Origin of the sequence: Chloracidobacterium sp. (genome assembly GCA_016711345.1) — a bacterium.
Taxonomy (GTDB): Bacteria; Acidobacteriota; Blastocatellia; order Pyrinomonadales; family Pyrinomonadaceae; genus OLB17.
In genome coordinates this window covers 912655-938056 of record JADJTD010000001.1, presented here as the reverse complement: position 1 = coordinate 938056, position 25402 = coordinate 912655, and the positions used below count along the sequence as shown (strand labels likewise).

General features: G+C 50.5%; 19 protein-coding genes and 1 pseudogene. 15 read left to right on the top strand and 5 right to left on the bottom strand.

The genetic code is table 11. The features are described from left to right. The first annotated feature begins 8 nt into the window (after nucleotides 1–8). The 4 genes from IPL32_03835 to IPL32_03820 all read left to right on the top strand — a co-directional run bounded on the left by IPL32_03835 (nucleotide 9) and on the right by IPL32_03820 (nucleotide 2588). Nucleotides 9–347, top strand: a complete 339-nt coding sequence (locus tag IPL32_03835; protein MBK8464939.1) for a hypothetical protein — start codon at nucleotides 9–11, stop codon at nucleotides 345–347. Nucleotides 348–423: 76 nt separating this feature from the next. Beyond that, nucleotides 424–1389: a hypothetical protein gene (locus IPL32_03830; protein ID MBK8464938.1), complete on the top strand. Its 966-nt coding sequence runs from the start codon at nucleotides 424–426 to the stop codon at nucleotides 1387–1389. Next, the gene (locus tag IPL32_03825; protein MBK8464937.1) at nucleotides 1379–1909 is read left to right on the top strand and encodes a hypothetical protein; all 531 of its coding nucleotides are present in this window, start codon (nucleotides 1379–1381) and stop codon (nucleotides 1907–1909) included. The genes IPL32_03830 and IPL32_03825 overlap by 11 nt, the downstream gene beginning before the upstream one ends. Before the next feature lie 127 nt (nucleotides 1910–2036). Then, nucleotides 2037–2588: a hypothetical protein gene (locus IPL32_03820; GenBank protein ID MBK8464936.1), complete on the top strand. Its 552-nt coding sequence runs from the start codon at nucleotides 2037–2039 to the stop codon at nucleotides 2586–2588. Nucleotides 2589–2862: 274 nt separating this feature from the next. Here IPL32_03820 and IPL32_03815 read toward each other — a convergent pair whose 3' ends face one another. Continuing rightward, nucleotides 2863–3033 (bottom strand): hypothetical protein, encoded by a 171-nt coding sequence (locus tag IPL32_03815; GenBank protein MBK8464935.1) that lies wholly within the window; start codon nucleotides 3031–3033, stop codon nucleotides 2863–2865. A gap of 135 nt (nucleotides 3034–3168) precedes the next feature. Here IPL32_03815 and IPL32_03810 point away from each other — a divergent pair, with 135 nt between their 5' ends. Both IPL32_03810 and IPL32_03805 read left to right on the top strand, forming a co-directional pair. Beyond that, nucleotides 3169–3465: a hypothetical protein gene (locus IPL32_03810; protein ID MBK8464934.1), complete on the top strand. Its 297-nt coding sequence runs from the start codon at nucleotides 3169–3171 to the stop codon at nucleotides 3463–3465. Between the two features lie 70 nt (nucleotides 3466–3535). Then, the gene (locus tag IPL32_03805) at nucleotides 3536–4447 is read left to right on the top strand and encodes a hypothetical protein (protein MBK8464933.1); all 912 of its coding nucleotides are present in this window, start codon (nucleotides 3536–3538) and stop codon (nucleotides 4445–4447) included. A 79-nt stretch (nucleotides 4448–4526) separates the two neighbouring features. Here IPL32_03805 and IPL32_03800 read toward each other — a convergent pair whose 3' ends face one another. The 3 genes from IPL32_03800 to IPL32_03790 form a co-directional block, all read right to left on the bottom strand. Then, nucleotides 4527–4976 carry a hypothetical protein gene (locus IPL32_03800; protein ID MBK8464932.1) on the bottom strand — a complete coding sequence of 150 codons (450 nt, stop codon included), beginning with the start codon at nucleotides 4974–4976 and terminating at the stop codon, nucleotides 4527–4529. Between the two features lie 75 nt (nucleotides 4977–5051). After that, the gene (locus tag IPL32_03795; protein ID MBK8464931.1) at nucleotides 5052–9170 is read right to left on the bottom strand and encodes a DUF1998 domain-containing protein; all 4119 of its coding nucleotides are present in this window, start codon (nucleotides 9168–9170) and stop codon (nucleotides 5052–5054) included. Continuing rightward, nucleotides 9158–10027, bottom strand: a complete 870-nt coding sequence (locus IPL32_03790; GenBank protein ID MBK8464930.1) for a DEAD/DEAH box helicase family protein — start codon at nucleotides 10025–10027, stop codon at nucleotides 9158–9160. Before IPL32_03790 ends, IPL32_03795 begins: the two co-directional genes overlap by 13 nt. Nucleotides 10028–10509: 482 nt before the next feature. On the opposite strand from IPL32_03790, the gene IPL32_03785 reads away from it, so the two are divergent. The 5 genes and pseudogenes from IPL32_03785 to IPL32_03765 all read left to right on the top strand — a co-directional run bounded on the left by IPL32_03785 (nucleotide 10510) and on the right by IPL32_03765 (nucleotide 17441). Then, complete coding sequence (locus IPL32_03785) at nucleotides 10510–11439, top strand: hypothetical protein (GenBank protein MBK8464929.1); 930 nt, start codon at nucleotides 10510–10512, stop codon at nucleotides 11437–11439. A gap of 39 nt (nucleotides 11440–11478) precedes the next feature. Continuing rightward, nucleotides 11479–12903: a hypothetical protein gene (locus IPL32_03780; protein ID MBK8464928.1), complete on the top strand. Its 1425-nt coding sequence runs from the start codon at nucleotides 11479–11481 to the stop codon at nucleotides 12901–12903. Between the two features lie 12 nt (nucleotides 12904–12915). Further along, nucleotides 12916–14580 (top strand): hypothetical protein, encoded by a 1665-nt coding sequence (locus IPL32_03775; protein MBK8464927.1) that lies wholly within the window; start codon nucleotides 12916–12918, stop codon nucleotides 14578–14580. Continuing rightward, the gene (locus IPL32_03770; GenBank protein ID MBK8464926.1) at nucleotides 14573–16753 is read left to right on the top strand and encodes a hypothetical protein; all 2181 of its coding nucleotides are present in this window, start codon (nucleotides 14573–14575) and stop codon (nucleotides 16751–16753) included. Before IPL32_03775 ends, IPL32_03770 begins: the two co-directional genes overlap by 8 nt. Nucleotides 16754–16865: 112 nt before the next feature. Beyond that, nucleotides 16866–17441 (top strand): annotated as a pseudogene (locus tag IPL32_03765) (hypothetical protein). A gap of 242 nt (nucleotides 17442–17683) precedes the next feature. Here the strand turns inward: IPL32_03765 and IPL32_03760 are convergent. Continuing rightward, nucleotides 17684–18148, bottom strand: coding sequence for a hypothetical protein (locus IPL32_03760; protein MBK8464925.1), 465 nt, complete (start codon nucleotides 18146–18148; stop codon nucleotides 17684–17686). 514 nt (nucleotides 18149–18662) lie between these two features. On the opposite strand from IPL32_03760, the gene IPL32_03755 reads away from it, so the two are divergent. From IPL32_03755 to IPL32_03740, 4 genes are all read left to right on the top strand, one after another. Beyond that, nucleotides 18663–21305, top strand: coding sequence for a PD-(D/E)XK nuclease family protein (locus IPL32_03755; protein ID MBK8464924.1), 2643 nt, complete (start codon nucleotides 18663–18665; stop codon nucleotides 21303–21305). Further along, nucleotides 21302–24448 carry a UvrD-helicase domain-containing protein gene (locus IPL32_03750; GenBank protein ID MBK8464923.1) on the top strand — a complete coding sequence of 1049 codons (3147 nt, stop codon included), beginning with the start codon at nucleotides 21302–21304 and terminating at the stop codon, nucleotides 24446–24448. Before IPL32_03755 ends, IPL32_03750 begins: the two co-directional genes overlap by 4 nt. Nucleotides 24449–24573: 125 nt before the next feature. Continuing rightward, nucleotides 24574–24747, top strand: a complete 174-nt coding sequence (locus IPL32_03745) for a hypothetical protein (GenBank protein ID MBK8464922.1) — start codon at nucleotides 24574–24576, stop codon at nucleotides 24745–24747. 4 nt (nucleotides 24748–24751) lie between these two features. Further along, a complete protein-coding gene (locus IPL32_03740; protein MBK8464921.1) occupies nucleotides 24752–25384 on the top strand; it encodes an SGNH/GDSL hydrolase family protein in 633 nt (210 codons plus the stop codon). The last annotated feature ends 18 nt before the right edge of the window (nucleotides 25385–25402 follow it).

Below are 25402 nucleotides of genomic sequence, written 5' to 3'. Positions count from 1 at the left end.
AAAAAAGGATGGGTTACTACACATGTTTTTCGCTCGAAGTGATGACCGCCGATAACTCCGCAGTGCATCCCAAAGCTACCGCAATCATTGCCAGACTTCGCGATACCAACGAGAACGCGAATTATGCGTTTGATCAAGATGGAGCAATGCAAATGGATGCCAAGTGGTACGACTATACGGACGAGTTGCGAGAATTTTCAAAGCTCTACCCCGATGCACTATTGGTTCTCTATGGAGACGGGGAAAACTCGGACGACTTTTGGTACTCGTATTTCCGAAACGGCAAGGTGCAATATACGCCCGCAAGAATCGAGTATGACGAGTTTGATCAGTCGAAGCTTACGTAGATATCGACGATCGTAAGAATATTATCACCATTACCGGCGGCACATGAGCCGGAAACGGGGTGCTAAAAATATGACAATGGAAAGGATCCAATATTTCCTTTTGCCAAGCTATGGGAAGGAGCATCACAAAACCTTACGACTTGTCGGGGAAGTAACGGGAATAGACCTGCCGACGGAGCCCGAGGATATTTGGGCACTGTTTAAGATAGTAACCGGACAAACACAGCTTACAACGCATTTCTATTGCAGGACCGATCTTGCTCAAAATGATCACTCAATATCAGTCAAACCGCCAGATCAAAGCGTCTACGAGCCCGTATGTGGCTGGCATGACATCGATATTTTCAGTGTCAGCTATGACGACATCGAGGTTCTTATCGATCGGCAGATCGACGGTGAGGTCGAGGTCCGTGTTTGGCGAAACGGCCAAACGGAAGACAACCCGTACGCAAAGATGACCTTTGAGGTCTATGTGTACATCTGCGGTCACTGCGCAAGAAACGATGTCGAGAGTGCTCAGTGCAAGAGTTGCGAATTCTGTACGAATTGCTGTTCACACAATGGGGCTGGCTCAGAGCTGTTCCATGTGGTCAGGAATATTGAAGATCGACGGCTCCATGTCTGGCCTTTAAGCCAACTGATTGCGGAGATAAACCGCGATCGCTCAGGCTCATGGTCAAACTACACGGCCAAAGATTGGGAAGGCGGTTGGCAGGAGTTCGTTGAAGGAAAGGAATACGAATTGGTGTCACCGGCGAGCGGTTTCGAGACCGAACAAGAGGCGAAGAGCTTCTGTGACGAAGTGTTCGAACGCGAGCTTGATAAAAAGGTCAGCCTCACGCAGGTCTATGAATCACTTGAGGCCGCGATCGATGCGGTCTGTGATCAGGATACTCAGAACGCAATAGCTGATGAGTATAGACGGCAGATCAGACTTCGATACGAAACGGACAAACAAAAGTCTGCGACCTGGATCGCCAAAGCACAAGAGGTCTATAGGGGTATCGGAACCGAACTACAGGAGGTGAAACATGGGAACTAGAAGCTTGACGGTTGTGCTCGACGAGGACAACCAAGAGATATGTGTCCTTTATCGTCAGTTCGACGGTTATCCCACGGGACATGGAGTCGATTTGAAGGACTTTCTTAAAGGATTTTCAGTCGTAAACGGATATGGGTCTTCAACGCCCAAAAAAGCGGCGAACGGTATGGGCTGTCTTGCAGCCCAGATGATCGCACATTTCAAGGAGGGCATTGGCGGGTTCTATCTCCATCCGAGTGGAACTCGGGATTGTGGTGAAGAGTATGTCTACACCGTCTATCTCGACAACACCGGTAAGGAAGAATCGAAACGTTTGAAGGTGAAGATCCAAGCCGGTGCGGTCACATTCTTTGGCCTTCCCGGAACAAAACAATCGAACATGCCGGTCATCTACGACGGTCTTGTTCGGGACTTTGATCCGGTATTGGTCGAGGCTGACTGGAGGAACCGTGAAGAAGAACCGGTCAACGATTTTGTTGACGAACAGATTCTCTCCTCCGAGATAATTACTACCGACTGATCGCTCTCACCTATCTTACACAGCTCAACAGAACCGCCCGGATCGTTCGTTGAGTTCTCTACCTCCAACGAATGTTCCGGGCGCATCCATTCAAAAACGAAAACACAATAACGGAGGAAATATGGGCGTGAAAAGCTTGACTATTGTCCTCGATGATGAGGGCAGGGACATCTGTGTCCTGTCGCGCAGCATCGACGGAGACCTGACCGGCCACGGCGACGATTTGAAACGGTTGCTGCGTGGCCATCTTATCACGAGGGAGTCGAGATCAAAGGATCACCATAAAGTCGCTTTTAGTATGGGACATCTGGCCGTGACTTTGATCAAGGACTCCAAATGGGGCATCGGGTTCTTCAAACTCCTTCCGTGCGGCACGCGCGATTATGGAGAAGAATACATATATACCGTTTACCCAAGGCACACCGCATCGAAGACCCCGTCCCTTCTGAATCTTCGGATCGAAACATTGTTCCCGGAATATACGGGCACTGATTCACCAAAGAATCACACATGGACAGTAATCTACGACGGTCTCCTCGACGAGTTCAACCCGAATGAGGTTCAGGCTCAATGGGAATGTAGTGAGGATGAACTTGACCAACTTGTAGATACCGAGATCGCACTCGCGGCGTCGGCAACTGCAAGTTCACATCTGAGAATACGAACAAGGGGGAGATAAATGAAAACGAAGATAAGCATAAATAGTGAACAGCGTTTGTACATCATTCCCTGTAAGTTCGGAAAAAGTCGTAAGGGCTACACCTTTCTCGGATTCGAATATGCATTCGAGAGGGGTAAGGCCATCTCTCTCTGGTTGATCGAACATGGAGTCCGGGTCTCAATTCCAAAAATAGAAAGGATAGGCACTGTCAGCGGTTATCGGGAATATGAAGCGTTGATCAAATGCCGCAAGGATTCACTACGAGAACACCAATGAAAGGTGTCCGGTTGAACTATGCCCCGAACTCGTCGGTCTCGAAGGCCGGCGCGTAGAGGTAATAGACTGCTACGGCCAGAAACGACGCTTTTATGTCGGCAAGAGCACGGGTTGGATCCCATGTCATTTGGAGATCGCCAGGATCGATTCCAGTGGCGGTCCGGCAGTAATAGGAGCACCGTTTCAAACGGTCACTATTATTCAGAACACAAACCGGCGCTATTAAACTGTCGACCGTTTTTACTTAGAACGACCGTCCTGCGGCGACAAGCCCGGCGACTGTCACAAAATCAAACGAAAATAACATAAGGAGGAAAAAAACATGACGAGCAATTCGCGATCGGACCTTTTTACAAAATCCGAGATCTATGAATTGCAAACTTGGGCAAACGGTTATCTAAAGGCCCTGGATACTTATCTGGGGACGAAGAACTTTGTTGAAGATGATTTAGTCGAGTACACGTTCCTTTCGGGCGAGATCGTCGATGTTCTGATCTCGATGGACAGAGATGAAGGAAGTCCAATCTTCCGAACATATGAGGCGTGGGCTTGTCGAACCAAGCCAGACAGTAACGGTAAACGGATCACAGACACCTTAGATAGTGTTCGGCTGATCTGAATACAACATCACACTCCCATTTCATTTACTACAGTTTAGATTTCACAAAAACAATTAGGAGGAAAAATATATGAGCAATCAAAGCTCTACGTTAATGGCGCATTGCGGTGCGCGAAAAGTCACGCGGGACGAGCTGAAGGAGATGCCTCTCCCGGAGGCAACAAAAACGCATCAACCGCTCGCACATTTCGAGATAGTTGAGGTACTTGAGGAAGCTCTTTCTTTCCGTCATCTTCGCGTCGTAAAAGACGAGTATGCCGTCTCGCAGGACGGTTTGAAGATGTTTGGCGTCATGGATCTCGACGCGGCATTCGAAGGAGGACGTTTCTCGATCGGGCTCCGCAACTCGAACGACAAGTCGATGAGGCTCGCCTTGACGGCGGGCTATCGTGTCTTCGTTTGCGACAACATGGCATTTTCGGGAGATTTCTCGCCGCTGCTTCACAAGCATACGTCGAAACTCAATCTTACGGATTCAATTGCCGTCGCAGTAGATCGCATCTATCGAGGCCTTGATTCTATAGCGAATCAGATTAAGCTGATGCGGGAATATGGTCTTACAGACAATTACGCAAGGCTTATTATCTATCGAGCCTTTGTCGAGAGGGTGCTCAAGGGTGTTCCTCGACAGCTGATGCCCGCGGTTCATTCGAACTACTTCGATCCTGATCATGAGGATTTTCGCTCGCGGAACCTCTGGTCGTTATCAAATGCGTTCACCTCTGCGTTCAAGTCACTCGGACCGTTGAAACAGTTCGAAGCGACAGCGAAACTCGGGCTCTATATGTCCGGGATAAAGGGTGACGCAGCCAGTGCCGAAAGGCGACCATTATTTGACTGTGGCACCGGAAGATTCCGTCTAGTCAAAGCCGATGACGGAGAAGTTAAGGAGGAAGAGATCCAGAACGCCGCCGAGTGGGGCGATACTGGGGATCAAATAGATTCAATGGTCCAGGAGGAAGCCGCGAGAGCTGCCGCGTGACCAACATTCAAGGAAGTGTGAAAACATGCTTCCTTTTTTCTTTGATAATATCGTCCAACGATCGAGCCGAATGACGACGCTAACTACTAAAATGAACTGTTATTTCGTGAATGCCGGAATCCGAGAATTCCAATTGAGCCATCCGCTGAACCTCCGCAAATAGAATGTCCAAATGTAATTCCACACAGCTGAATTGAAATACGAGATGTTTGGATTTGCAGTGATCCCGATTTGCGATGAAAGCATCTCGCAAGCAGCGTCTGAAACCCTCTCCATCCCAAGTTCCGTCTCGAAAAAACCGTTTCGGCATTGAGCTTAGGTTCCCTCGTGGAAACAGAGTTCCAGTTTCGTCAGCGTTGTTTACTCGGTCGCACAACTCTACGCTTTCCCGAATAGGAATTCCGAGGCCGAATTCGCAATATGCTTTAAAGAACGAAAAACCTTCCTCGGCAAAAGTAACAACGTGAGTCGATCCGTTCTGTAATGCGGGAATGTAGTCAGCCTCGATTGTAGTTCGGACGATGTTCATTTCTTTCGATACCGTTTCGGTGATCGCTGTCGACCTAGCTCACTCGACACCGAGAGCGAATCTTATTCAAATTATCTAACCAAACCAGTCGGGATTATCTTTTAGAGACCTAGCGCGATCTCGATCAAGAAGAATCCTGCCCAACTTAAAGAAAACTTGTGACATAAAACCTCGATCCGCCAGCTGACTGTTCCCGATTTCTATTACGTCGAAGCCGAGCTGTCGCAACTCGGAGCGAATCTGGGCATCTCGCGTTCGGGCTTCAGTATTGCCGTGCACGGCGTTACTCATTCCGTCCAAATAGATACAGATTCCCCGCTCATCATCGTCTGGGTCTTCGAAATAAAAGTCTGGTGTCGTGGAATAATAAGGAGCTGATATAGGTATGGATTTTTGGGCAATCGGCGGCGGGAAGCCGGCCTTTTCTATCATCGATTTCAAAAACTGTTCGGGAGCGTTTACGGGTTGCTCCTGCATGCTGTCCGCGCTTGCACCCTGAACTGCAGGAATCGCATGACTAAACTCAAGTTCCTCGCCCAGCAAGTCCAAGATAGTGTAGGCTCGGTGGCGATTCAGAAATCGATGATAGAAAGCGTTTCGAAATGTAAAAAGACAGTCAATACACCCAGTCTCGCATTGGCTCGGGCATTCTGACATAATCGTCCGGGCCGCCTGAATAACCTGACCCCAGTTTTCCATAAGCTGCTCAAGCAAACCTGAACCACCGGCCATTGTGTCGTAAATGATGATGTTCGTGTCGGGCAGACCGGGCTGACCTATGGCAAGGAGTTGAAGATCGTCGAGTTCCATTTCAAGAACACTTGCGGCTCCAGCCCTAATCGCTTCAGCCACGCTATACGCGTCCTCTCGATTCGAAAATGTTAAGCAGACAGCATCAACGACAATGTCGGAATAGAATGCAACGGGCCGGACTGCTTTTCCGCATCGCTCCTGGTGATCGTCGGCGAATTGTGTCCGGTCGGCCTCGGACGAAAGTGGAGAACGGCTCTGTCCGCATACCAAACAGACCGGGTATCCGAGCCGGTTGTTATCCCGGACCAGACGAGCACTCCCAACGTTTATCAGTCGAAGTTGATCGTTGCGCTTGAACAACAGATCAACGTCACCCCACTTGTACACTTTGCCTCCGGTGTGCCGATTTTGCTCGGTGCCCAAAATGGAAACCGCCATCTGGAATCGAAATTCTTCGTCGTCGTTAATATGCGACTGATGCGGAAGGAAAACGTCGCCCAGTGGCATCGCCGGTAACAATGAAGCTGCCAGAGGCCCAGACGTCTGGGCTAACGTGCCAACCTCCGTTATTGCTTCGTTAGCAGTGTCGACCTGGTACATTGTCGGCTGGATCGGATCAAACTGGAAAACTCTGGCGACGAATCGATTGCCATTTGCGTAGATCAGATTTCCCGGTATGTATTCGCGTAATGCGACTGCCGAAGGCCGACGCAGTTCAAAATCAGTTGCGTCGGGCAAATAACGAGGCATTTGAGCGGTCGCGAGCACTGAACCCGTATCCAATCCATAGTTTGGCAAAAATCCTTCGAGAGCCAGAACTCCATAGGTATTCGTGTCATCAAAACCCTCGACCTCAGCTCGGCGGCGGCGTTCCTGCCCTTTGAGTTTTTTTATCAGCAAGTCGCAACGTCGGAACAGAGAGTCTTCCTCGGGATCCAAAGTGCCCTTTTGACTTCTTACATGCTCAAGCCGGCCAATCTGATCCATTGCCCATTTCAGGCGTTTTTCGAGCCGCCGAACGACCGCTCGCAGGTCGCCCTCAGCTCCGAGAACGTATTCTCTGATCTGATCCTGCGAGATCAGCTCGCCGTTTCCAATTGAATTGTCAGCGTCAAAGACACGATCGATGTAAGCAATGATTTCTGTGGTGTGAGCTTCGACGAGCGAGGCCATGGAAGATGTATCGAATGGCACCCTCCTGACGACCCCATTTTCCTCAAATAAATAGCTCTTGATCTGCTGCGGAAAACAAGTTCGGAGAACCTCTCGGATATCAGTGCGACTCTGTTCTGGATGATTTGGGTCTCGAGCAAGGCTTTGCAGAACTGTGAGCATTGCAGCGTGTATGTGCTTTTTCAACATCGGCTCATTTTGCAGGTTAAAACGCGGCGGAGCGACAATGCCGTTCAGAAGGCGAAGAGGTTCACGGAAATAGGCCCGATCATGGCTTGCCTGTCGTGCATAAGTCAGGTTTACAGCCATGCGAAACCGACGTCCTGCACGACCGGCTCGCTGCCAGTAGTTTGCGGGAAGTGGCGGTACATTTCTCATCAAGACCGCGTCGAGAGATCCGATATCAACACCTAGTTCCAAGGTCGGCGTACAGACAAGTGTGTTTACTCGGGGACTGTCGTTTTTGAAGTCGCGCTCTATCTGTTCTCGTTTGTCGACAGGGACCTGGGCCGAGTGCTCCATTGCTCGAATCATCTGAAACTGCTGATCGAGAACCATAAGGTCATAGTTGTCCGCATTTTCGTCTTCAAAACGAATCGTTCCCGTACATCTCCAGGCCAAACAAGTCATCAACGGAGTTGGTCGTAGATGAGAGCGGCGACATCTCTGGCATCGATAAACTCCCATATGCGGGGCAAACAGCAACTTGTCACCATCGATCTGCCGGGCGCCATGTGTGCCAGGAAGATTGCGGCCTCTGCTGCCCTTCAATTGCACGGTTGCCAGTATGCCGGTATCCGCAGTTAGCAGTGTCCAAAGTTCTTCATAAAATGCTTCGATTTGATCCGCATCCAACCCCCAACGGCGAGCAATTTGCCGCGGCAAAGTCTCGCCGCGGTCGCTGAGCCACTGACTTATTCGGCCCTTGTCGTCGGCCGCTTCTCGCCGCAGTTTTAGGCCTCGTGGAACGCCCTGCATAATGGGCATGTACCCGCGTTGGATCTCGAAATCGCCATCTTGCCAATAGCGTGAAAAAATCCGTCCATCTCGATCGAAAAGGTTCAGATTACGACGGGCGATGTCAAGCAACGCGCAAACGCCCGATCGCAACATTTCGGCGTCAACCTCGATAATCGGAGCCCATTTTGAAAAGAACTCGTTGTCTGCTTTCAGCGACGGATAATCGATCTGCATCCTGCCCCACGGTTCGAGGCCGATTCGCTGTTTGATACCCGTGGTAATTTCGCGAAGTACTTGAATGCGGAGAAACTTTTTGCGTTCTTCGGCGTGTCGCACTCCCTCGGCTTCTTTGCGATGAGCCCGCCAGACCTCCGGAATGAGTGCGAGGCTCATGTCGTCATCGTCGGCAAGCGTGTCGTCCAGGAATGCCGTAAGGTCACCCACCGATATTGACCCGAGGCGTATCTTCTCGTACATGAGCGATCTTAAACGAAAACGACGGGCGTGATCCTGCATCCAACCTGCCTGAAAAGCTGCATCCTGGCGGTTGTCCGAGAAGATCAGCAAGTGCTTACGATCAGCATGTTGTAGCGTGTTTTGTGCAAGAACGTGAACGTCCGAAACTGCCACAGCTCTGACCGGACGAGCAGGTTCCCGATAGCCACCCGGCCGGCTTCGACCGATCGACTGGCAAGACACACACGAAGTCAGATATCCCGGATTTTCTTCTTTCTGTTGGACGGCAAATAAACGGACAAGGGATTCAAAGGCTCCGCATCCATCGCATCTTGTCAACGGGTCGGGGTGAAGTGTTCCACACAGGCGGCAAAAATAAATAGGTAAAGTTGATCTCGGCGCTTCATCCTCAAATAACTCATCATCGACCACCTCTTTCTCAGATGTTATCCGATCGAGCAAAACTACTCGATTGCCGCCCAAATTTTGATCCAGTGGCTTCCATATTCGGCGTGATTCAACAGCCTCCCCGCCACCGAAGGTCTTACCTGTAAAGCTGAAATCTCCTACATGATGGTAGAAGTAGTGCTGACCGCAGGTAGTGCAAGTCATCAGGGGAAGGTGATAGATTCGGTTATCTTCAACCTGCGATGCATCTTCAGCGGATAGCCACAGCCGTGGAGCATCAAGCGGAAATGTGACAACCGCTCCTGACATGCCGCGAACAAAGACGTGTACGACTGGACGCATCAGCGGCCTGCCATCCTTTCGGGATGCGGCGCCAAGCGTTAGCCAAGCTAGCACTTCTTCTTCCGGGACAGGCCGACCGACCTTTTGCTCTAGTTCAGCCAAAAGATCAACGAGATTGCGTGGTGATTTGAGCGAGTCGACCAATTCGTATGCGAGCTCGTTTTTCGATCGCTATCAGCTCCGAAATTTGAAGGGGCAAGATTATGAGCTTCGTCTACTATTAGTAAATCCCAAGGCAAATTGGCGGAAACTGTAGAATTTGCCTGTCTGCAGGTTGCGAGAAACTGCTCAAGGATATCGGGCTGCTTTAGGTAATGATATGAGCTAATTACCCTTGGAAATGTTCGCCATGGGTTCGCATCTACACCGAGGTTTCTTTGTAACTCATGTGTGGCGGCCTTATCGATCACCTCGAAGGTAGAGGAGAATTTCGAGTGCATTTCGTCCTGCCACTGAAGTCGAAGCGAAGCTCCGCAAAGTATCATTACACGGTTTATTCTGCGACGACGTAGAAGCTCAGTGATAATGAAGCCCGCCTCAATAGTCTTTCCAAGCCCGACGTCATCAGCGATCATGATGCCGATTCTGGGCATTCTAAGTGCCGTCAGAACCGGTAATAGCTGATAGTCATCCGTCTGGACTGCCCCAAAATAGGGGGCAGTGACCAAATCATTCAAATCGCTAAACCGATCAAAGGGTGTGAGTGCCGACCATCTGACCGAGCGCTGAATGGCTTCAAAGTCCGCCGGTCCCATAGGCGAGGACAGAGTAAGATCAGGTAAAGCTCTAGCTTCGAGCAAATTTGGTTGTATCTCGCGTTCCCAAATTAACGAATCCGTTACCGGCGAATCAGTATCCGTGTAGTCAATCTGCACCAAATGGACCGATTCACCGTTGAGATCGTTTATCGGCGTGACAGCAGAAATTATTCCACGCCTATTTCTGACAGTGGCCATCAAACCCAGACGCGGAACCGGAATTGTCGTTTGGTCTGTCTGCATAATTCTCTAAACCGGCATCCCACAAGATCAATTATCCGTTGCTACTTTCTTTGCAGAATAAAAGCTCAAAGCCAAGAAAACCATTCGGACATTTCGAACTAAACTAACAAACAAAAACAGGGCTGCCATTAATCAGAACGTTAGTCGCAAGGGTAGACAACCTCTTGATAAACGTGATTTTTTTCAGGATCAACCGTTGGGTGAATGATACTTTGAAATCCGACAGGTTACAATGGAAACTGATCACAAGCTTTATTTGGAGATGCGATTGTATCTTCGAAAGACTTCGATAGATGGCGGTGAGACTTGTTGAACGATAATTCGATTTGAGCTTATGTTCAATTACCAGACATATTATCGTGAAGAAATCCCGTTCGTGGACAGTCGATCAACGGTACATTGTTGAACAAATTTCATTAGGGATAAGAACGTGAAACTACATGCCTACATTTCGTGAACTCTTCGAACAAGTTCCCGACGCGGTTGCTGACGAGGTAGAGTCGTCAAAAAATCGTTGGAGGGATCGCTTGCAGGCGGCCATGAGGAAGTTAACGCGATTTCAACTGGTCGCCGACGTGCCGATCAAGATTGATGCCGGTTACCCGGACTCGTTGTCCACGCTTCTATCTACACCTTTCACGGAAGAAGAATTTCTTGCTGAGATCGTGAGCAAATACCTTTTTGATATTGAAGCCCTGGAGTACAAAGGAAGGGCATTTGCCGGGTTACGTGGAGACCTCAACGTCTACAGGATCGGTGGAGCGTTGGATCAGAAGCTGGGCGACATGGTCGAAGGTATTGATTCGACCTGCTCCGAGCTTCGCCGGATCGCCACTCAGGCGACTGTGAAGGAAAAACTAATGGCTGTCCGCGACGACGTGATGGGCGTTTACACATACGTGCCGACTCTTCACCGCGCAGTTTCCAAGCCTGAGATCTTCTTGTTCTGGAAAGTGATCGGTCTCGCCGCGGGGATAATGAAGATCTCCGTCGAAGACCTGACAGTTCTCGTAATGACCCACGAACTGGCCCATGCGTATAGTCATTTAGGATGTGATGCTTCGGGCACGTTTTGGTCTAAGGGGTTTGCAGAGTCGGACATTAACGTAAAGGAAGGAATTGCTCAGTACTACACTTGGGCGATCGCGAAATACCTCGATGAACACCATTCTGCCCAATTCATGCCTTCATACCGATCGAAAATCAGTAATCAGGCGGGGCCGTATCGGGTCCACGAGCCGTGGACCGAGAAGTATTCGCTGGAAGTCCTTCGTAGCGCACTTGTTCATGTTCGGAACGCAACCGAATACGTCACGCTGGTGACGTTTGAAGACACACTCGTGACGGAGCAAAAGGCAATCCGTGTTTAGTAGAAACGCTCCAAATTTTGAGAGAAACATTCAATCTCCATGGGTATCCGGAAGCTGACAATACAATCCTCACGAAGGTTCGACGACAACTACTATTCAGCGAGCTTGCCTTTACAACGGCTCGCTGAAGGAGCGATTGCCGATCTTCTGGCTCTGCATCGTTCCGACCCTCGAAAGGTTCTACACCGCTACGGTAAGCTTGAGCAATGCCAAAACCGGCTTGTGGAAGTAGACATAAGCGGTGGGTGCCGCCTCGTTGCTCAATATTCGAACGAGCGGCTGTCGCTTCTCGATGTTGGCGGCCACGATGTAGTTCGGCGTTACAGCGACCTCACGTATATGTTAGACCAACTAACGTTGGGCGATCCACCCTCACGATTCTATTTCGGTAAGAGAACTAAGACCTTCCAGCGTCACCCTGACCGGAATGTCGAAATAACGTACAACGAAGAAACGCATCCCGACTGGATATATTTCCTCGATGCGCACCAAAAGGAGTTCTTCGACGAGATCAGCGAGTCGATCTTTAACGAAGGCGAGCGGGCGACCTGGATAGTCGGTGGTCCCGGCACCGGAAAGACCTGCATATTGCTTCAACTACTTAAACTGTTCGTCGACCTGGATTACAGCGTCGGGATTCGAATTTCGGATGCTCTGGCTGAGTACATCGAAAACTCAACCGGTGAACCAATTCAACAATTCCGCGTGAATGCCGCCCATTCTGCCCGGCTCGACATTCTCCTTGTTGACGATCCAAGTTTCGATACCTTGAAAGGGTCGCTATCAAGATGGAAGGAGGACAATGCCGGATCGGTTGTCGTAGCGTTCGACCCTCTTCAGTTAGACAAGCCATTGCCGGATAAGGCGTTCAATAAACTCCGTTACGATTACGGCGTGACGGTTCACAAAATGAACCAGTGCTACCGGCAGAAGGCCGCCGTCGGCGAGCGAGCAAAAGACCTGATGGATCAGGTTGCGGACTCTTCGCCGTACCTTGCGGACGCTAAGAAAAAGGCTTTCAGGGAAGAGCATAAGGAAGTAACGAAGGTGGCTAATGAACTTGAGTTCGTTAATCCCCATGGCTACGTGGAAATATATGACGAAGCTACTACCGAACATGTAGAGCTCGAAGTCGCGCGAATCTTAGAATCAAAGAGCCTGATGTGGACTCACACGCCCGGCCTTTTGATACTACTCGACAATTGCGAACTGTCCGCAGAAGCTCGACTCGCCCTTCGAAAACTCGAACGCCTCAACTATATTCGTGAGGCCCCGCTTGAACGTATCGAGCAATCTAAAGGCCTGGAGTTTCAGCATGTTTTCATTTTTATTAAGCGGGACATCTTTGACGAAATTCAAAACGGATTCGAGGGATCCGGCACGGCGACTTACATCAAACGGAGGCGGCTCCGGATCCCATTTACAAGAGCTAAGGACAGTCTGGCTATCTTCGGGATCCAATAGGCGCAAAGCACAATGGATGGTCTCTTAACGTACCTACCTAAATGGACACAGAAGGTCGTGACCGAAGGCGGCGGCAGGGATCCGCTTGGCCTATCTCGCGTTGCGTTCTTGCTAACGGATGCGCTTCTAACGGGAATTATCACCACCACCGATCGTGCAAGGTATTACTCCTTCTATACTTGGGCACTATGGCACATCGAAAAAGAGGATAAGCCTCAGCGGTACGAGTACTTTGTAGACGGCCTTCGGCGAAGAGAGGCTGCTCTGGCCCTGGCAACTGCTAATTCGGAACCTCAGATGACTCCGGTCGGCAGAGACGTGGTGCGGGTACAACTTGACCGCGGCAGCCTGACAGGGGAATTCAATTGTGACTTCAAAGTGTTACCGTCCAACAACACCGGCGGATACGGACAGTATTATTCTGGATCAATCTATAACCTCGGATTGTCGCGCCGTGACGATCATGGCATTGATCTGGTGTCGGACGGTCTTGGGGACCAGCTCGCCACGGCTTTCCACGAGTCTATTGCTGAGTCTGCTTATATCAAGAACCGACTCTACACCCGAACAAGCCTTTCGAAAGCCGAGGTCGAGTCGCTGTCGGAGCGCTATTCCTTGCAGGCTTTGAGCAGCGATGCCGCTTCTACTGAACGGAATCTCTTGCTCGATATATTCTTCTCTCAATCTGACGGAGGGAGCGACCAGAAGTCACTCCTTCGGCGGCAAACACTCACGATCTTGCTAGACCTGGTAGCGAAGTATAGTGACCTTGGTTCGCCGCCTGATACCAGCAGCCAGGATAAGTTAGATGTGTATCTTCTGTACGCGATCTACTACGACAGTCTATGGACAGACGAGTATGAGTTGATCCCATACACGCCGCCCGCTACCCACGAATTCTGCTATGAAATGTGGAAGCAGTTCTGTTTGCATGAGTTTGTCGTCCAGTCGATCGAAGGACTACTTCAGGCGGTGTTGATCACTGTGGGAGACGAATTTCTAGGTCGCGATCTTACCTCTGTCATTGAAGAAATTACGGATGACGAGTTTCAAGAGACATTTCGTGAGGTGATGGGACAGCGGTGCGAAACTCCACTGGCGTTTTTGCGGGCACTTGGCCTTGAGCAAATTCCGCGTGAACGGGAGTCGGCCAAATTCCAGAAGCAAATCGAACCAAACCATGACTATGCAGAACCAGCGCTGCTTAGCCTCGCGACGCGGATTCCCGGTCGACGTACAGCTCTTTCGGTCATGTTGCTCGGCGTTCTGTATGCCAAATGGCGAGGCGTGCTGGGTTCTCCCTCGATGTCTTACATATCGAATCACGCCGGTGCCAACCTGTGGGCCGGAGCCGTGCTTCCTGAACTTGATTCATGGTTTTCTCCGGACGCTCTCTGGAGTAATGTTCTTCCGCGATTCATAGAGAGATTCATCTTGGATCAGCATGATCGTGTGATGTACGAAAAGAGACGGTTAGATAGCTGCTGGTTGCATAGAGCGGACAATCGCATCATCAAAGACCAAGATTATGACCCACAGTGGCGGGCGTCGAGATTTTTGAACAGTATACGCATCCTTTCAGATCTCGGTCTTATAGAGACGTCTTCTGATAAGAGGGTAGAGATTACGAAGGAGGGCCGTGACTTGCTTCGGCAGCTCATAACTTCGGATGGATAAACTGAACCTAATCAGTCTTTTGGATCGACGGCAGTATGATCACGCCGTTATCTGCACATTTACGCTGGACCCAACGTTTCTTGAAGACTACTGTCTTGAACGCAAGGCTCTTGCAAATACGCCAAACATCACTGTCATAGTTGATCGGAACGTGTACGAGCAGATATTATCCGACCCGCGGTTCGGTCGCTTCAAAAAAGCAAACATTCGGTATCTGGTATTGCCGGTGGCTGCAACCGGAGTATTTCACACTAAGCTAGGACTCTTCCTTAGCCCGCGTGGAGGCTCGCTTTACATTGGTAGCTGCAACTTCACGCGTCAAGGGATGACGGAGAACGCGGAACTTGCGGTAAGCGTCGAGTACCGCAGTGAAGACGATGAGGAACCATCTCCTCTCTTTCGACAAGCCTACGAGTATCTCTGGGACATCGCGTCAATGACCGGAGAAGCTAATTTTATCTCAAATCTTGAGGAAATAAATAGATCGGTCGCCTGGATAGGTCGGGACACAATAGACAATGCCGAACGGCCGCAGCTGCTGTCAAATTTGTCCGTCCCGCTTTGGGAGCAAATCGTGAAAAACTCGGGTGATGACATCCGGCGGATCGCGGTGCTTTCGCGATACTTTGACTCCGTGCCGAACCTGCTAGATCGCGTCTATACGGACTTGCAACCCGATACGATCGACATCTTTACACAGAACGGTGTCACTAACCTCACACCCACCTGGTTTGACCACCGCCTGGTTCGGGAGGGAATTGCTCATGTGTACTTTTGCAATTACTCAAGTGATGACTATCCACAAAAACTTCACGGCAAAGCACTCGCGATCGAACGGGACGATTCGATTGACCTATATTACGGAAGCGCCAATTTTTCCACACCAGCGTTGTTACGTCCTGTTAGGTCAGGTAATGCGGAAGTCCTGGTGGCATTACTCGGTCTGAAACGTAATGAGGCCAGGGTCGACGGACTATTCGATCCTGACGAGACTGCGATCGAATGCAAGGACCCGTCTATCCTAGTTCGAGCTAAAAGCGATTTTGAAGAATTAGAACAGGTTTGGGGTAGATATGACTTTGAGGTGATAAATGCAGAGATTCAGACCTCTGGATCGGAGAAGACTCTTGAAGTTCAGACCCGCTCCGCCCCTGTCGATCTCGAGCTGTCGTGTCTGCTAACTTTTTCCGATGAGACGAAGCGGACTCTGAGCCTAACAACTTCCGCCCCCGAATCCTACACCTCAAACCTCACCGAGTGGATGTCTCGTAAAGTGGACGATCAGACCGCCATTGTTCAGCTTCAGGCTCGTCTCGAAGATTTAATTCTCGTAAGTAATCCTGTTCTGCTTCTAAATCTGCGTGATTTTCAAACTAATCAGCCGGTACGGCGGACTCGGCTAATGCGCGACGCGGCGTCAAGCTCGACCCAATTCGTCAAAGTTCTAAACGAGCTGATTAAGTCAGGAGACGATGGTGCGTTACTTAACTTCTTCAACCTCTGCGATATTCCTTTGATTATGACTAGTAGGCCACGACTCCTGAGCGTGCGTGGAGCGGTGTCCGCTGCGGATGACGCAATGCGAACGCTCGGATCGAAAAATCTTCAGATCCATATGGTGCTTCATGAAGCGGCCCTGAGCTTCCTCAGCAGGCACATGAAGAAGTTGAGCCGCCACACGAAGGATCGATCTATCGGGGGCATTGAAAACTTCATACAGATCTTTCTGTCGATGGGATCCGTTATCTATTCACAATCCTCACGAATAGTGGTCGCACTAGAATCGACTAATTCTGTTACCGTTCAGGACTGGACAACCACACGGAATCAGATCGACTGTTATTTCGAAAAATTCCGCGAACTCGTCCGCTGTCTGTGGGGAGAATATCTCTCCCGACTGATCAGAGAAACTGATCGAGAGACTGTGTCCGAAAGGGTAGCACCTGAGCTAGATCAGATCATCGACATCGCCAAACAGATGCTTGATCTACGCCGGCGCGTCGAAGAAAAACGCTTGAACGGACTAATCCACGCGGATAGCACAGGTCGCCGTACCGTTCCTAATTATTTTTTCTGCGTGTTCGGCGACGGGCGGTGGGGACGGTATAAAAACGAAATCGAAGCCGAAACGATGCATGTAACGGGGAATATCCGCCCAAGCGCTTCCCTCTGACGGATAGTTACAAGAACGTTAAATCACATATAGGGTTTCAGGAACAGCCGGTTGGCCCACCGCCATATCGGTTTTGGCAAAAGGTCGGGTTCGTTAGAGACTGGTAATAACTATGGTAGAGCAACGAAAAATTCCGCGGCCTACCGCGGAATTGGTAATCGGTTACTTGAACAAATGGCACCGGTTGGAAAAATATACGCTTCAAGAGGAATCCCTTAATTTGTTATTCCGGGAGCTCTGTCCGCGAAACGACCATATTCAGCACGTCTTGTTGAAAGTCAGCGCCCTTAACGACTTTTACAGCACAAATATCTTTGATACGCATTCAGTTGCGAAACACATTATCGACATTGGTGTACCTGATCGCCTCATTACTGGTGATATTAGCGTCGTTGACGAACTGGCCGAAATGAAAATTGGCGGTAAGGCAAGAAAATTCTATTCGTTCGCGTCTAAATACTGCAATCATCACAATCCCGAAGCATTCCCGATTTATGACAATTACGTGGACAAGATGCTCAGGTATTTTCGTCGCCTCGACAACTTTGCGGAATTTCGCAGGAACGATCTAAAGAATTACGTCCGATTTGTAGAAATTGTAAAACTGTTCAGAAGTAGCTACGGCCTTGATCAGTACTCCCTGCGGGAAATCGACATTTACCTCTGGCTTGCGGGAAAAGAAGAATTCTCGCAATGGAATGTCGAAAAACGAAAGGTGACGGACACACTTGTAGACGGTGCATGCGACTGAGGTCGCCGGGTTTGAGGGGCGGGTACGCCTTATAATCAAAAAGAGCCGGAACTTGATATGAACAGGACGTTACGAACTAATCGGGGAATATCAGAAGCACTTTCGCGAGTATCTTGAGAAAAGACTTGGCGCGAAAACTCGCAGTAGTGAGCAAAAACGAGCCCGCGAGTTAGCAAGGTTCATAGGGTGGCCGTACTAAACCGGCCCGAAGTCTTTTCGTCGAGAACTCGCTCAAGCGCAACACGGGTAACCACCGCACCTTCTTCAGACGGCAATAGGAATGACGCAGACATCCGAAAGATCGGGTCGCGCGCATAAGTGCACAGCAAGGCTAATAGAGGACGCGCGTCAAGATCGCGGCCCCAAAAATATAACATTGCCCGAAAAATGGTGGTTGATGGATCTAGCGAGTACAGGTCGACAAGGTGGCGATAGGTTAGAACACGGGTCTTTCCAGATCGCTTGCCAAGACAGTTTTCTTCATCGATCGCACGAAGATAATCGGATTTGATTGCGTCAGGTCGGCCGACGTACGAAAGCAGCGCACTTAGTTCCTCCAACATCATCGTTCGCGAGGTATGAGCACCACCGCGTTCGTGGCTAAATCCAAGTTTAGAGAGATGTTGCAAGTCCGTTGCGTTCATTATTTGCTTTATCTACGTGAGCATCCATTTGAGGTGATCGTTGCTTTGCTCCTTACCTCGGATCTTAGTCAATCGAGCCTTAATCCAAATCTCACTATAATTTAGAATACACGAGACGTCTGATTTTAGTCCTTACGCGGCGTGGATTCAAGCGATTGCAAAAGGACACGAATATTCTGAGATACCGCAAACTAGGAAGACCTTTCCAGGAAGAACGAATGCGGTCGGAAGCAGGTTCGATTCACCGTAGATAGGTTCAAGAACTCATGTTATCCGGACGAACCTTGTTTAAGATTATAAAATGACTTTCAAATACAAGTATTTCCACCCAGTATAAACACAAAGGCTATACTAGGTCCGTCGATAGATCACGAGAAATGAATCTGAGTCTAGCCTCCCAACGCTTACCAGCATATTTATGAATCAAGTGTTTAGGCGATTTGCGTTGAGCAAGAACTGGGCATAACATTCCTCTATAAAAGGCAGCAATCAGAAAATAGTACCCGCCCTCATAATGATGCGAATACTCAAAACCGGTCCTTTTCCGGCAGTCGGGAAAATATTGGATAATGTGCACGTAGTGACGCCGCACAGGGCCGCCGCATTGGCTTTCGGCCTAACTTCACGGAGCCTACATGCTCTTGCTAGCGAAATCCTACTGAATTCAGGAATCTCTATAGCATCACAGATCGACGCATCGGTAACCTTAAAGCAAGCCATTTCCGCGACCGTTTCCGGAGGAGACCCTAAGGCCCTCGCGGTCCGGATAAAGCAGATCCTTGAAACGGTTCTGCGGACCGGTATTGATATTGATGCCTTGGAAGCCCACGGGTCGTCGCAGGTAAAACAACTTGCGCGCATTGCCCGCGAATACCAGCGGCGGTTGCGCGGACAAAACTTGGTGGACAATGCTGAGGTTGTTTGGCAGGCGGCTACGCTGAAACCTGAGCCGCAGCCACTATGCATCTACGGCTACTTTCGAGCGCGTAAAGAAGAGATCTTCTTCATTAATGCGATCGCCGGCGAAGGCAGCGTCTTTTACCTTCCGTGCCATGGGAACCCAATTTTTAAAGGGAATCTCGAATGGGCAAACTGGTTAGAGTCTCATGGACAGTGGAAAACTGATCGGTCGCAAAGTGAACCGGTTGGTGTCGGGGAAGTTGCCGCCCGAAGATTTACCGATTTAGGTGCTATAGACCCCAAGATACAAGCTCTCGCCTATCGAAATGCGGAATTAGAGGTGGGGGGAGTTTTAAGTGAATGCAAGCGGCTAATAAATGGCGGGCTCGCTCCCGGCGAGATAGCGATTGTGACTCGCGATTTTGAAACATACCCGCCCCTGATATCGGCCTTATCCTGTGAATATGGCGTTCCGGTCGAGATGCGGCACAGGCTTCCTTTGAACTCAACCCTTGTTGGCAGCTTTATCGCTCTGCTGATAAGGGCGGCGAACACGGGACTCGAATTCGAGACAACGGCGAGATTACTGATGCATCCGTTTGGACCGGGACTGGCGGGTAACGCGTGGCCCTCGGCCCGTAAGATCCGTACAAACGGAGCCGCCGCATGGGGGCAAATCGCCGGTGACATTAGCTGCCTTGAATGGCTGGAAGAGGCCACACTTTCGACATGGATCGACTGTCTCACCGGGGCTTTGCAAACCCTGAAAATTCGAAGGCGTGCGGGTGAGGTAGCGCGGGAAATTGTCGCATTCAATCTCTTTCTAAAATCCCTAAATGAGCTTCGGGTGCATGATCCAGACCGGCAAACGGGTCGAGATCAGTTTTCGCTTCTGGTCGAGGAACTCCTCGCGAATATTCAAGTGCCGTTTGAACCCTCCATAGGTGGTGTTGCGTTCCACAATCCCGATACCATCTCAGGCGCGGCTTATAAGCAACTGTTTGTCATTGGCATGGCGGAAGGAATGCTGCCCGGCGCTGTGGTTGACAATGCGGTCATCGATTTTTACGAGCGAAGGAAATTGAATCAGTACGGCATAGAGTTTGAGGAAGCGGCCGAGGTTGCTCGCTGGTCCGCTTTGTCCTTTTATTTCACGCTGCTAACTGCCGCCGAAAATATCAGCCTGAGCTATCCGGTCACGGTAGATGGCGCAGAGAAGATCGCGAATGCATATTTTGCCAGCCTGGGCGTCGAGCCCAAGTTGGTGGATATAACATCCGTGTCAAGCATCGCTGGGCTACGCCATTTTCTTTTGCGGACGACTGAGGACGCCGGATCCGACGCCACGCTCGGTTTAGCTCGAAAACAATTCGCAATAGAGAGGTCCAGGGAGAGCGTGGAGATTGCCGACGAATATGACGGGGCCATCGGTATTAAAATTGATCCGTATCAGGCATCGTGGAGCGCGTCGCAGTTCACGAGCATCGGTCAATGTCCCTTCAAATGGTTTGCTCAGAAATTACTAAAACTACGACCGGCGGACGAAACGGAGACCAAGCTTAGCCCGGCAATGAAAGGCAGTCTTTACCATAAAGTTCTCGAGCTTGCGGTTGAACATGCCAAGGATGTCGAGGATATTCGGACATCGGCTCTCGAGGTTCTGGACGTATGTTTCGAGCGGGCAGAGGCTGACGAGAAACTTGGCCTACCGGTGCTTCCTAACTGGGGCCCCCAACGCAACGAACATTTGCGGGCCCTCCGGAAAGCTGTTAGATCCGATGCATTTCTCGAAGTGGGTGCAAGGGTCGTTGCTGTCGAACAGCTTTACGAAACTAGATGGGACGATTTCACAATTACAGGACGTATTGACCGTATTGACGAAACCGCAGAGGGACTGATCGCGATTGACTATAAGACAAGCTCCAGCGTATCGCCGGGCGTGAAAAATGCTGCAGGCAAAACACTGGTGGATATCCAGCTATCGCTTTACTCAACTGTCGCACTCCCTGCACTCTATCCCGGGAAGTCTGTGAAAAAAGGCATTTACTATTCGCTGACAAAGGGTAAAGTCCTGAAAAAGATCGAACCGCCCGATTCATCATCTATCACAGAGCTCGTTAACACGGTGCGTCGGATCCTGGATGCGGGACGCTTTGTCGTGGATCCGGACGTCGACGGAAACGCATGTAAATATTGCGATTTTGATCGTCTTTGCCGCAAGGGTTCGCGCCTCGATAGGAAATCAAAACGGGAATGAGCCTGACAACCCAACAACTCGAAGCTGCCCAAGCCCCCCGCAGTGTGGCTGTGACCGCTGGAGCGGGCACGGGAAAGACGCACATGTTGGCGTCGAGATATCTGCACCATATCGAAACGGACGGACTTTCTCCGCTAGAAATCGTCGCAGTCACGTTTACCGATAAGGCTGCGGCCCAACTCCGCTCCCGTATCAGAGAAACGATTGCAGCATCGACCGCCAGCAACGCTGTGATAGCGGAAGTAGAAGCGGGGCAGATCAGTACCATGCATGCGCTGGCAGCGAGGATCTGCCGTGATTTTTATTACATCGCCGGAATTCCTGCCGACTTCGAAATCCTGGATGACGCGGATTCTCCAATGTGGGTCGCCGCTCAATTTGAAGAGTCTATTGGCGAGATAGACCCGGCGATTGTCGGAGAGCTCGGCTATACCTGGCTAGGAAATGCATTAAGACAGCTTATGCAAGACCCCTTAGCCTCCGAAATGGCTTTAGCGCGAGGTTCTGCCAACTGGGAGGTTGCTATTCGACAGGCGGCGGATGAGGCCCAATCGGAACTGATATCCAGTGATGCATGGCAAAATGCACGGCACACCTTGCCGAGTTTCAGCGGCGCAAGCGGCGATCTGCTTGAAACGTCCCGTGAAGACGCCCTCATCGCGATAGCCAATGCCGAGGGAGGAAGGAATATCGCTGAAGCGTTGGGAGTGCTGAAATCGGTAAGGACAAATGTCGGAACCGCCAAAAACTGGATTGACGGCGGCAAGGATGACATCCAGGCATGCCTGCGGGATCTGAAAGCAAATGTATCTGAGCTTTTCGAACAGGCCACACTTCAATTCACCGCAGACGAAAGTGAACTTGGACGGCAGCTGAAGCTCCTCGAAGGCGCGTTTGAGCAGTTGCGAACAAGCCTTCAGGCGGCAAAGTTACGCCAACGCGTTCTCGATTTTTCGGACTTAGAGGTATATGCGTTAAAAGCGCTGCGGGACCCCAGCGTCAGAGCCCATTACGCGGCACGGTGGAGGGCCTTTTTAGTCGATGAATTTCAGGATACAAATCCGGTTCAAGCAGATATCTTGAAGCTCCTTACCGCTGGGATAATTCTGACTATCGTGGGCGACGAAAAACAGGCCATATATGGCTTCCGAGGCGCGGATATAAATGTTTTCAGCGAGTTTCGAAGCTTGATTCTCTCAACGGAGGGCGGTAAGGAGGTGCCTTTGTCAAGAACCTTTCGGTCGCACGCTCCGCTGGTTGATACCATGAACCGTATCTTCGCACCCGTCCTCGCGGAGCTGCGTCAGGATCTTGAAGCCGATCGTTCGGAACCGCGTACGGGCGTCTCAGCTCCTTTCATCACCGTAAATGTAGTCGAAAAAATTGAAGGTACATATAAACGACAGCAGTTGGTGGTGGAGGCACGGTTTATCGCCGAAAAGATCAGGGAAATCACCAACTCGGGAGAAATCCAGTACGGTGACATCGCCATATTGTCACGGGCATGGGCTCCGCTTGATGTTTATGCCGATGTACTTGCCGCCGAAGGCATCCCCGCTGTTCATGCGGGCGGCGGCAGCCTTCTTGCAACAAGAGAGGCTCTTGACGCATGCGCTGCGATCGATTTTCTTGCGTATCCGCATGATGACATCCCGCTGGCAACATTACTCAGAAGCCCGTTTTTTGCAGTAAGTGACAAGATGCTGTTTGAATTCGTCTCCGCGGCACCACAAGGAATTTCATGGTGGGCTGCATTGGGCACCTGTGACATAGGTGAATTGGAACGTGCTTACTCGGTCCTTTCGCGAGTATTGGCGGCGCGGGTCAGAAAGCGTCCGTCGGAATTGCTCAATCTCTTGGACGATCTGACAGGATATTCTGCGGTGGTCTCCAACCTCGCACATGGCTCGCGCCGCGAAGCAGATTGGCGCGGCATGCTTGCTTTGCTCCGCAAGCAAGAGATGGGGGGGCGGGGAGATATATTCGGCCTATCCCGTTATTTCAAGCAGCTATTCGATGCCGAGATCGATATCCCGCGTCCCCCGCTGGATTCAAAAAACGCGGTTTCCTTGATGACCGTCCATAAGGCGAAGGGTCTGGAATGGCCGGTGGTTTTCATTCCCGATTTGGCGCGGGACGTTAAGACAGCGATCGAACCGTTGATGATCGACACCGAACTGGGTGTCGCTTTTCAAATGGAGTCAGACGGCTATGAAAAGACAGAACCGTCTATATATAAACTCTTGAAAAAAAGAAAGGTTGATCGTGAATCTGAAGAGAGTAAGAGGGTTCTTTACGTTGCTATGACGCGCGCCGAGGAGAAAGTGGTCCTGTCTGCAACAAAGGAAAAGGGACACGCAGTTGATCTCCTGAGGCCTGGTCTCCAAGCTGCCGGAATTCCAGATGAACAGATTCCGTACCGTGACGCTCTCGCCATTCCACCTGCTCCGGGCGAGCCGAAGCCATTCGTGATGCCCGAGAGGATACAGATCGAGCCGCTCCGGGTAGGATTGACAAGCATTCCGGTCACAGCTCTCACTGCTTACGCTCAGTGTCCTAAACGATTTCATTATCGATATGTAACGGGCCATCCCGGTTTGGGCGAAGGGTTCGCGACCGCCAGCTCTATCGGCACACTGGCGCACAAAGCTCTTGAGCTCGATCTTGATGACCTTGAAAGTTTAAGACCGTTCGCTGACGGTTTAGAAAACGCGCAGGTGAACACTGCACTGGAGCTAGCTCGTGCATTCCGCTCGGCAAATTGTTTCGCTGAGGTGCGTGGAATGGAAGTTCAAAAGGAAGTTCAGTTTCGATATCAGGCTGGCCCTGTAACGCTTTACGGAACGGCCGATCTAGTCGGCCCGGATTTTGTCCTGGACTTCAAAACGGACTCAGGAATGAGTCCGGAGGAACACCGTTTCCAATTGTGGGCCTACGCCCGTGCGCTCGGAAAGCCAAAGGCCTACATTGCCTATCTTCGACACGATGTGTTGTACAAGTTCGAGAATGCCGATTTGGCTGAAATAGATGGACAGGTGTCAGAGTTAATTGAAGGGATAGTCAACGGTAAGTTCGTGGCCACTCCAGATGAGGATACATGTCGGTGGTGTAGCTATAAGGAGATTTGTAGTTTTAGGGTATAGACTCGAATTGAGGCCCCTACCGGCGATCCGGAAGAGACCGAGCTTACGGCTTCCGTTGATGTCTCGATTTCGGGCAAAGCTGCTGAAATTCTACCGATCTTGTTAGATCACGGGGTGTAAACTCAATGGACGATAGCGACGACAAGCAAGAAGTTGAATGGCCCAACGACGATGAAGCTAACGACATCACGCTGGCGTATGCAGCAGCGGACGATTCGCACGGCTCCGGGTCGGGTTGTGCCGGTGTGGTTCTGACGTTGACAGTAACAGTGCTTGCTTTGGCAAAGTTATTATTCTGAGACTATGAACCACATAATTTTACTTGGGGATTCCATATTCGACAACAGGTCCTATGTTAACGGCGGCAAGGACACGATCGCGAATCTCCGCGAGCAGATGCCCGATGATTGGACCGCTACTCTTCTCGCTATTGACGGCAGCGTTGCTGACAGCGTAGCAACGCAGCTTCCTAGGGTGCCTGCGGATGCCACTCACCTCTTTGTCAGTGTTGGCGGAAATGATGCTCTTGGCGAAATGGGCATATTACAGATGCGGGCAACTTCCGCAGCACAGGTCTTCAATGAGCTTTCAAATGTATCGGCGAGGTTCGAGCTTCGCTACAAAAGAATGCTGGATGAGGTGCGCGAATTAGACATGCCAATCGCCGTTTGTACGGTTTACTATCCACGCTACCCTGACGCGAGGATGCAGAAGGTCGCCGTGGCGGCGCTTGCATCGTTCAACGACGTGATAATTCGACAGGCTTTTCTTGCCGGCCTCCCGCTAATAGATCTCCGATATGTTTGCGATGAAGATGCAGACTATGCCAACCCTATCGAACCTTCCGTGGTTGGCGGGGCTAAGATCGCTAAAACGATCATCCGCGTCGCGAACGAACATAGATTTGAAGAAAGCCAAATCGGCGTCTATTTTTAAAGTGAGATGCGAGCGAAT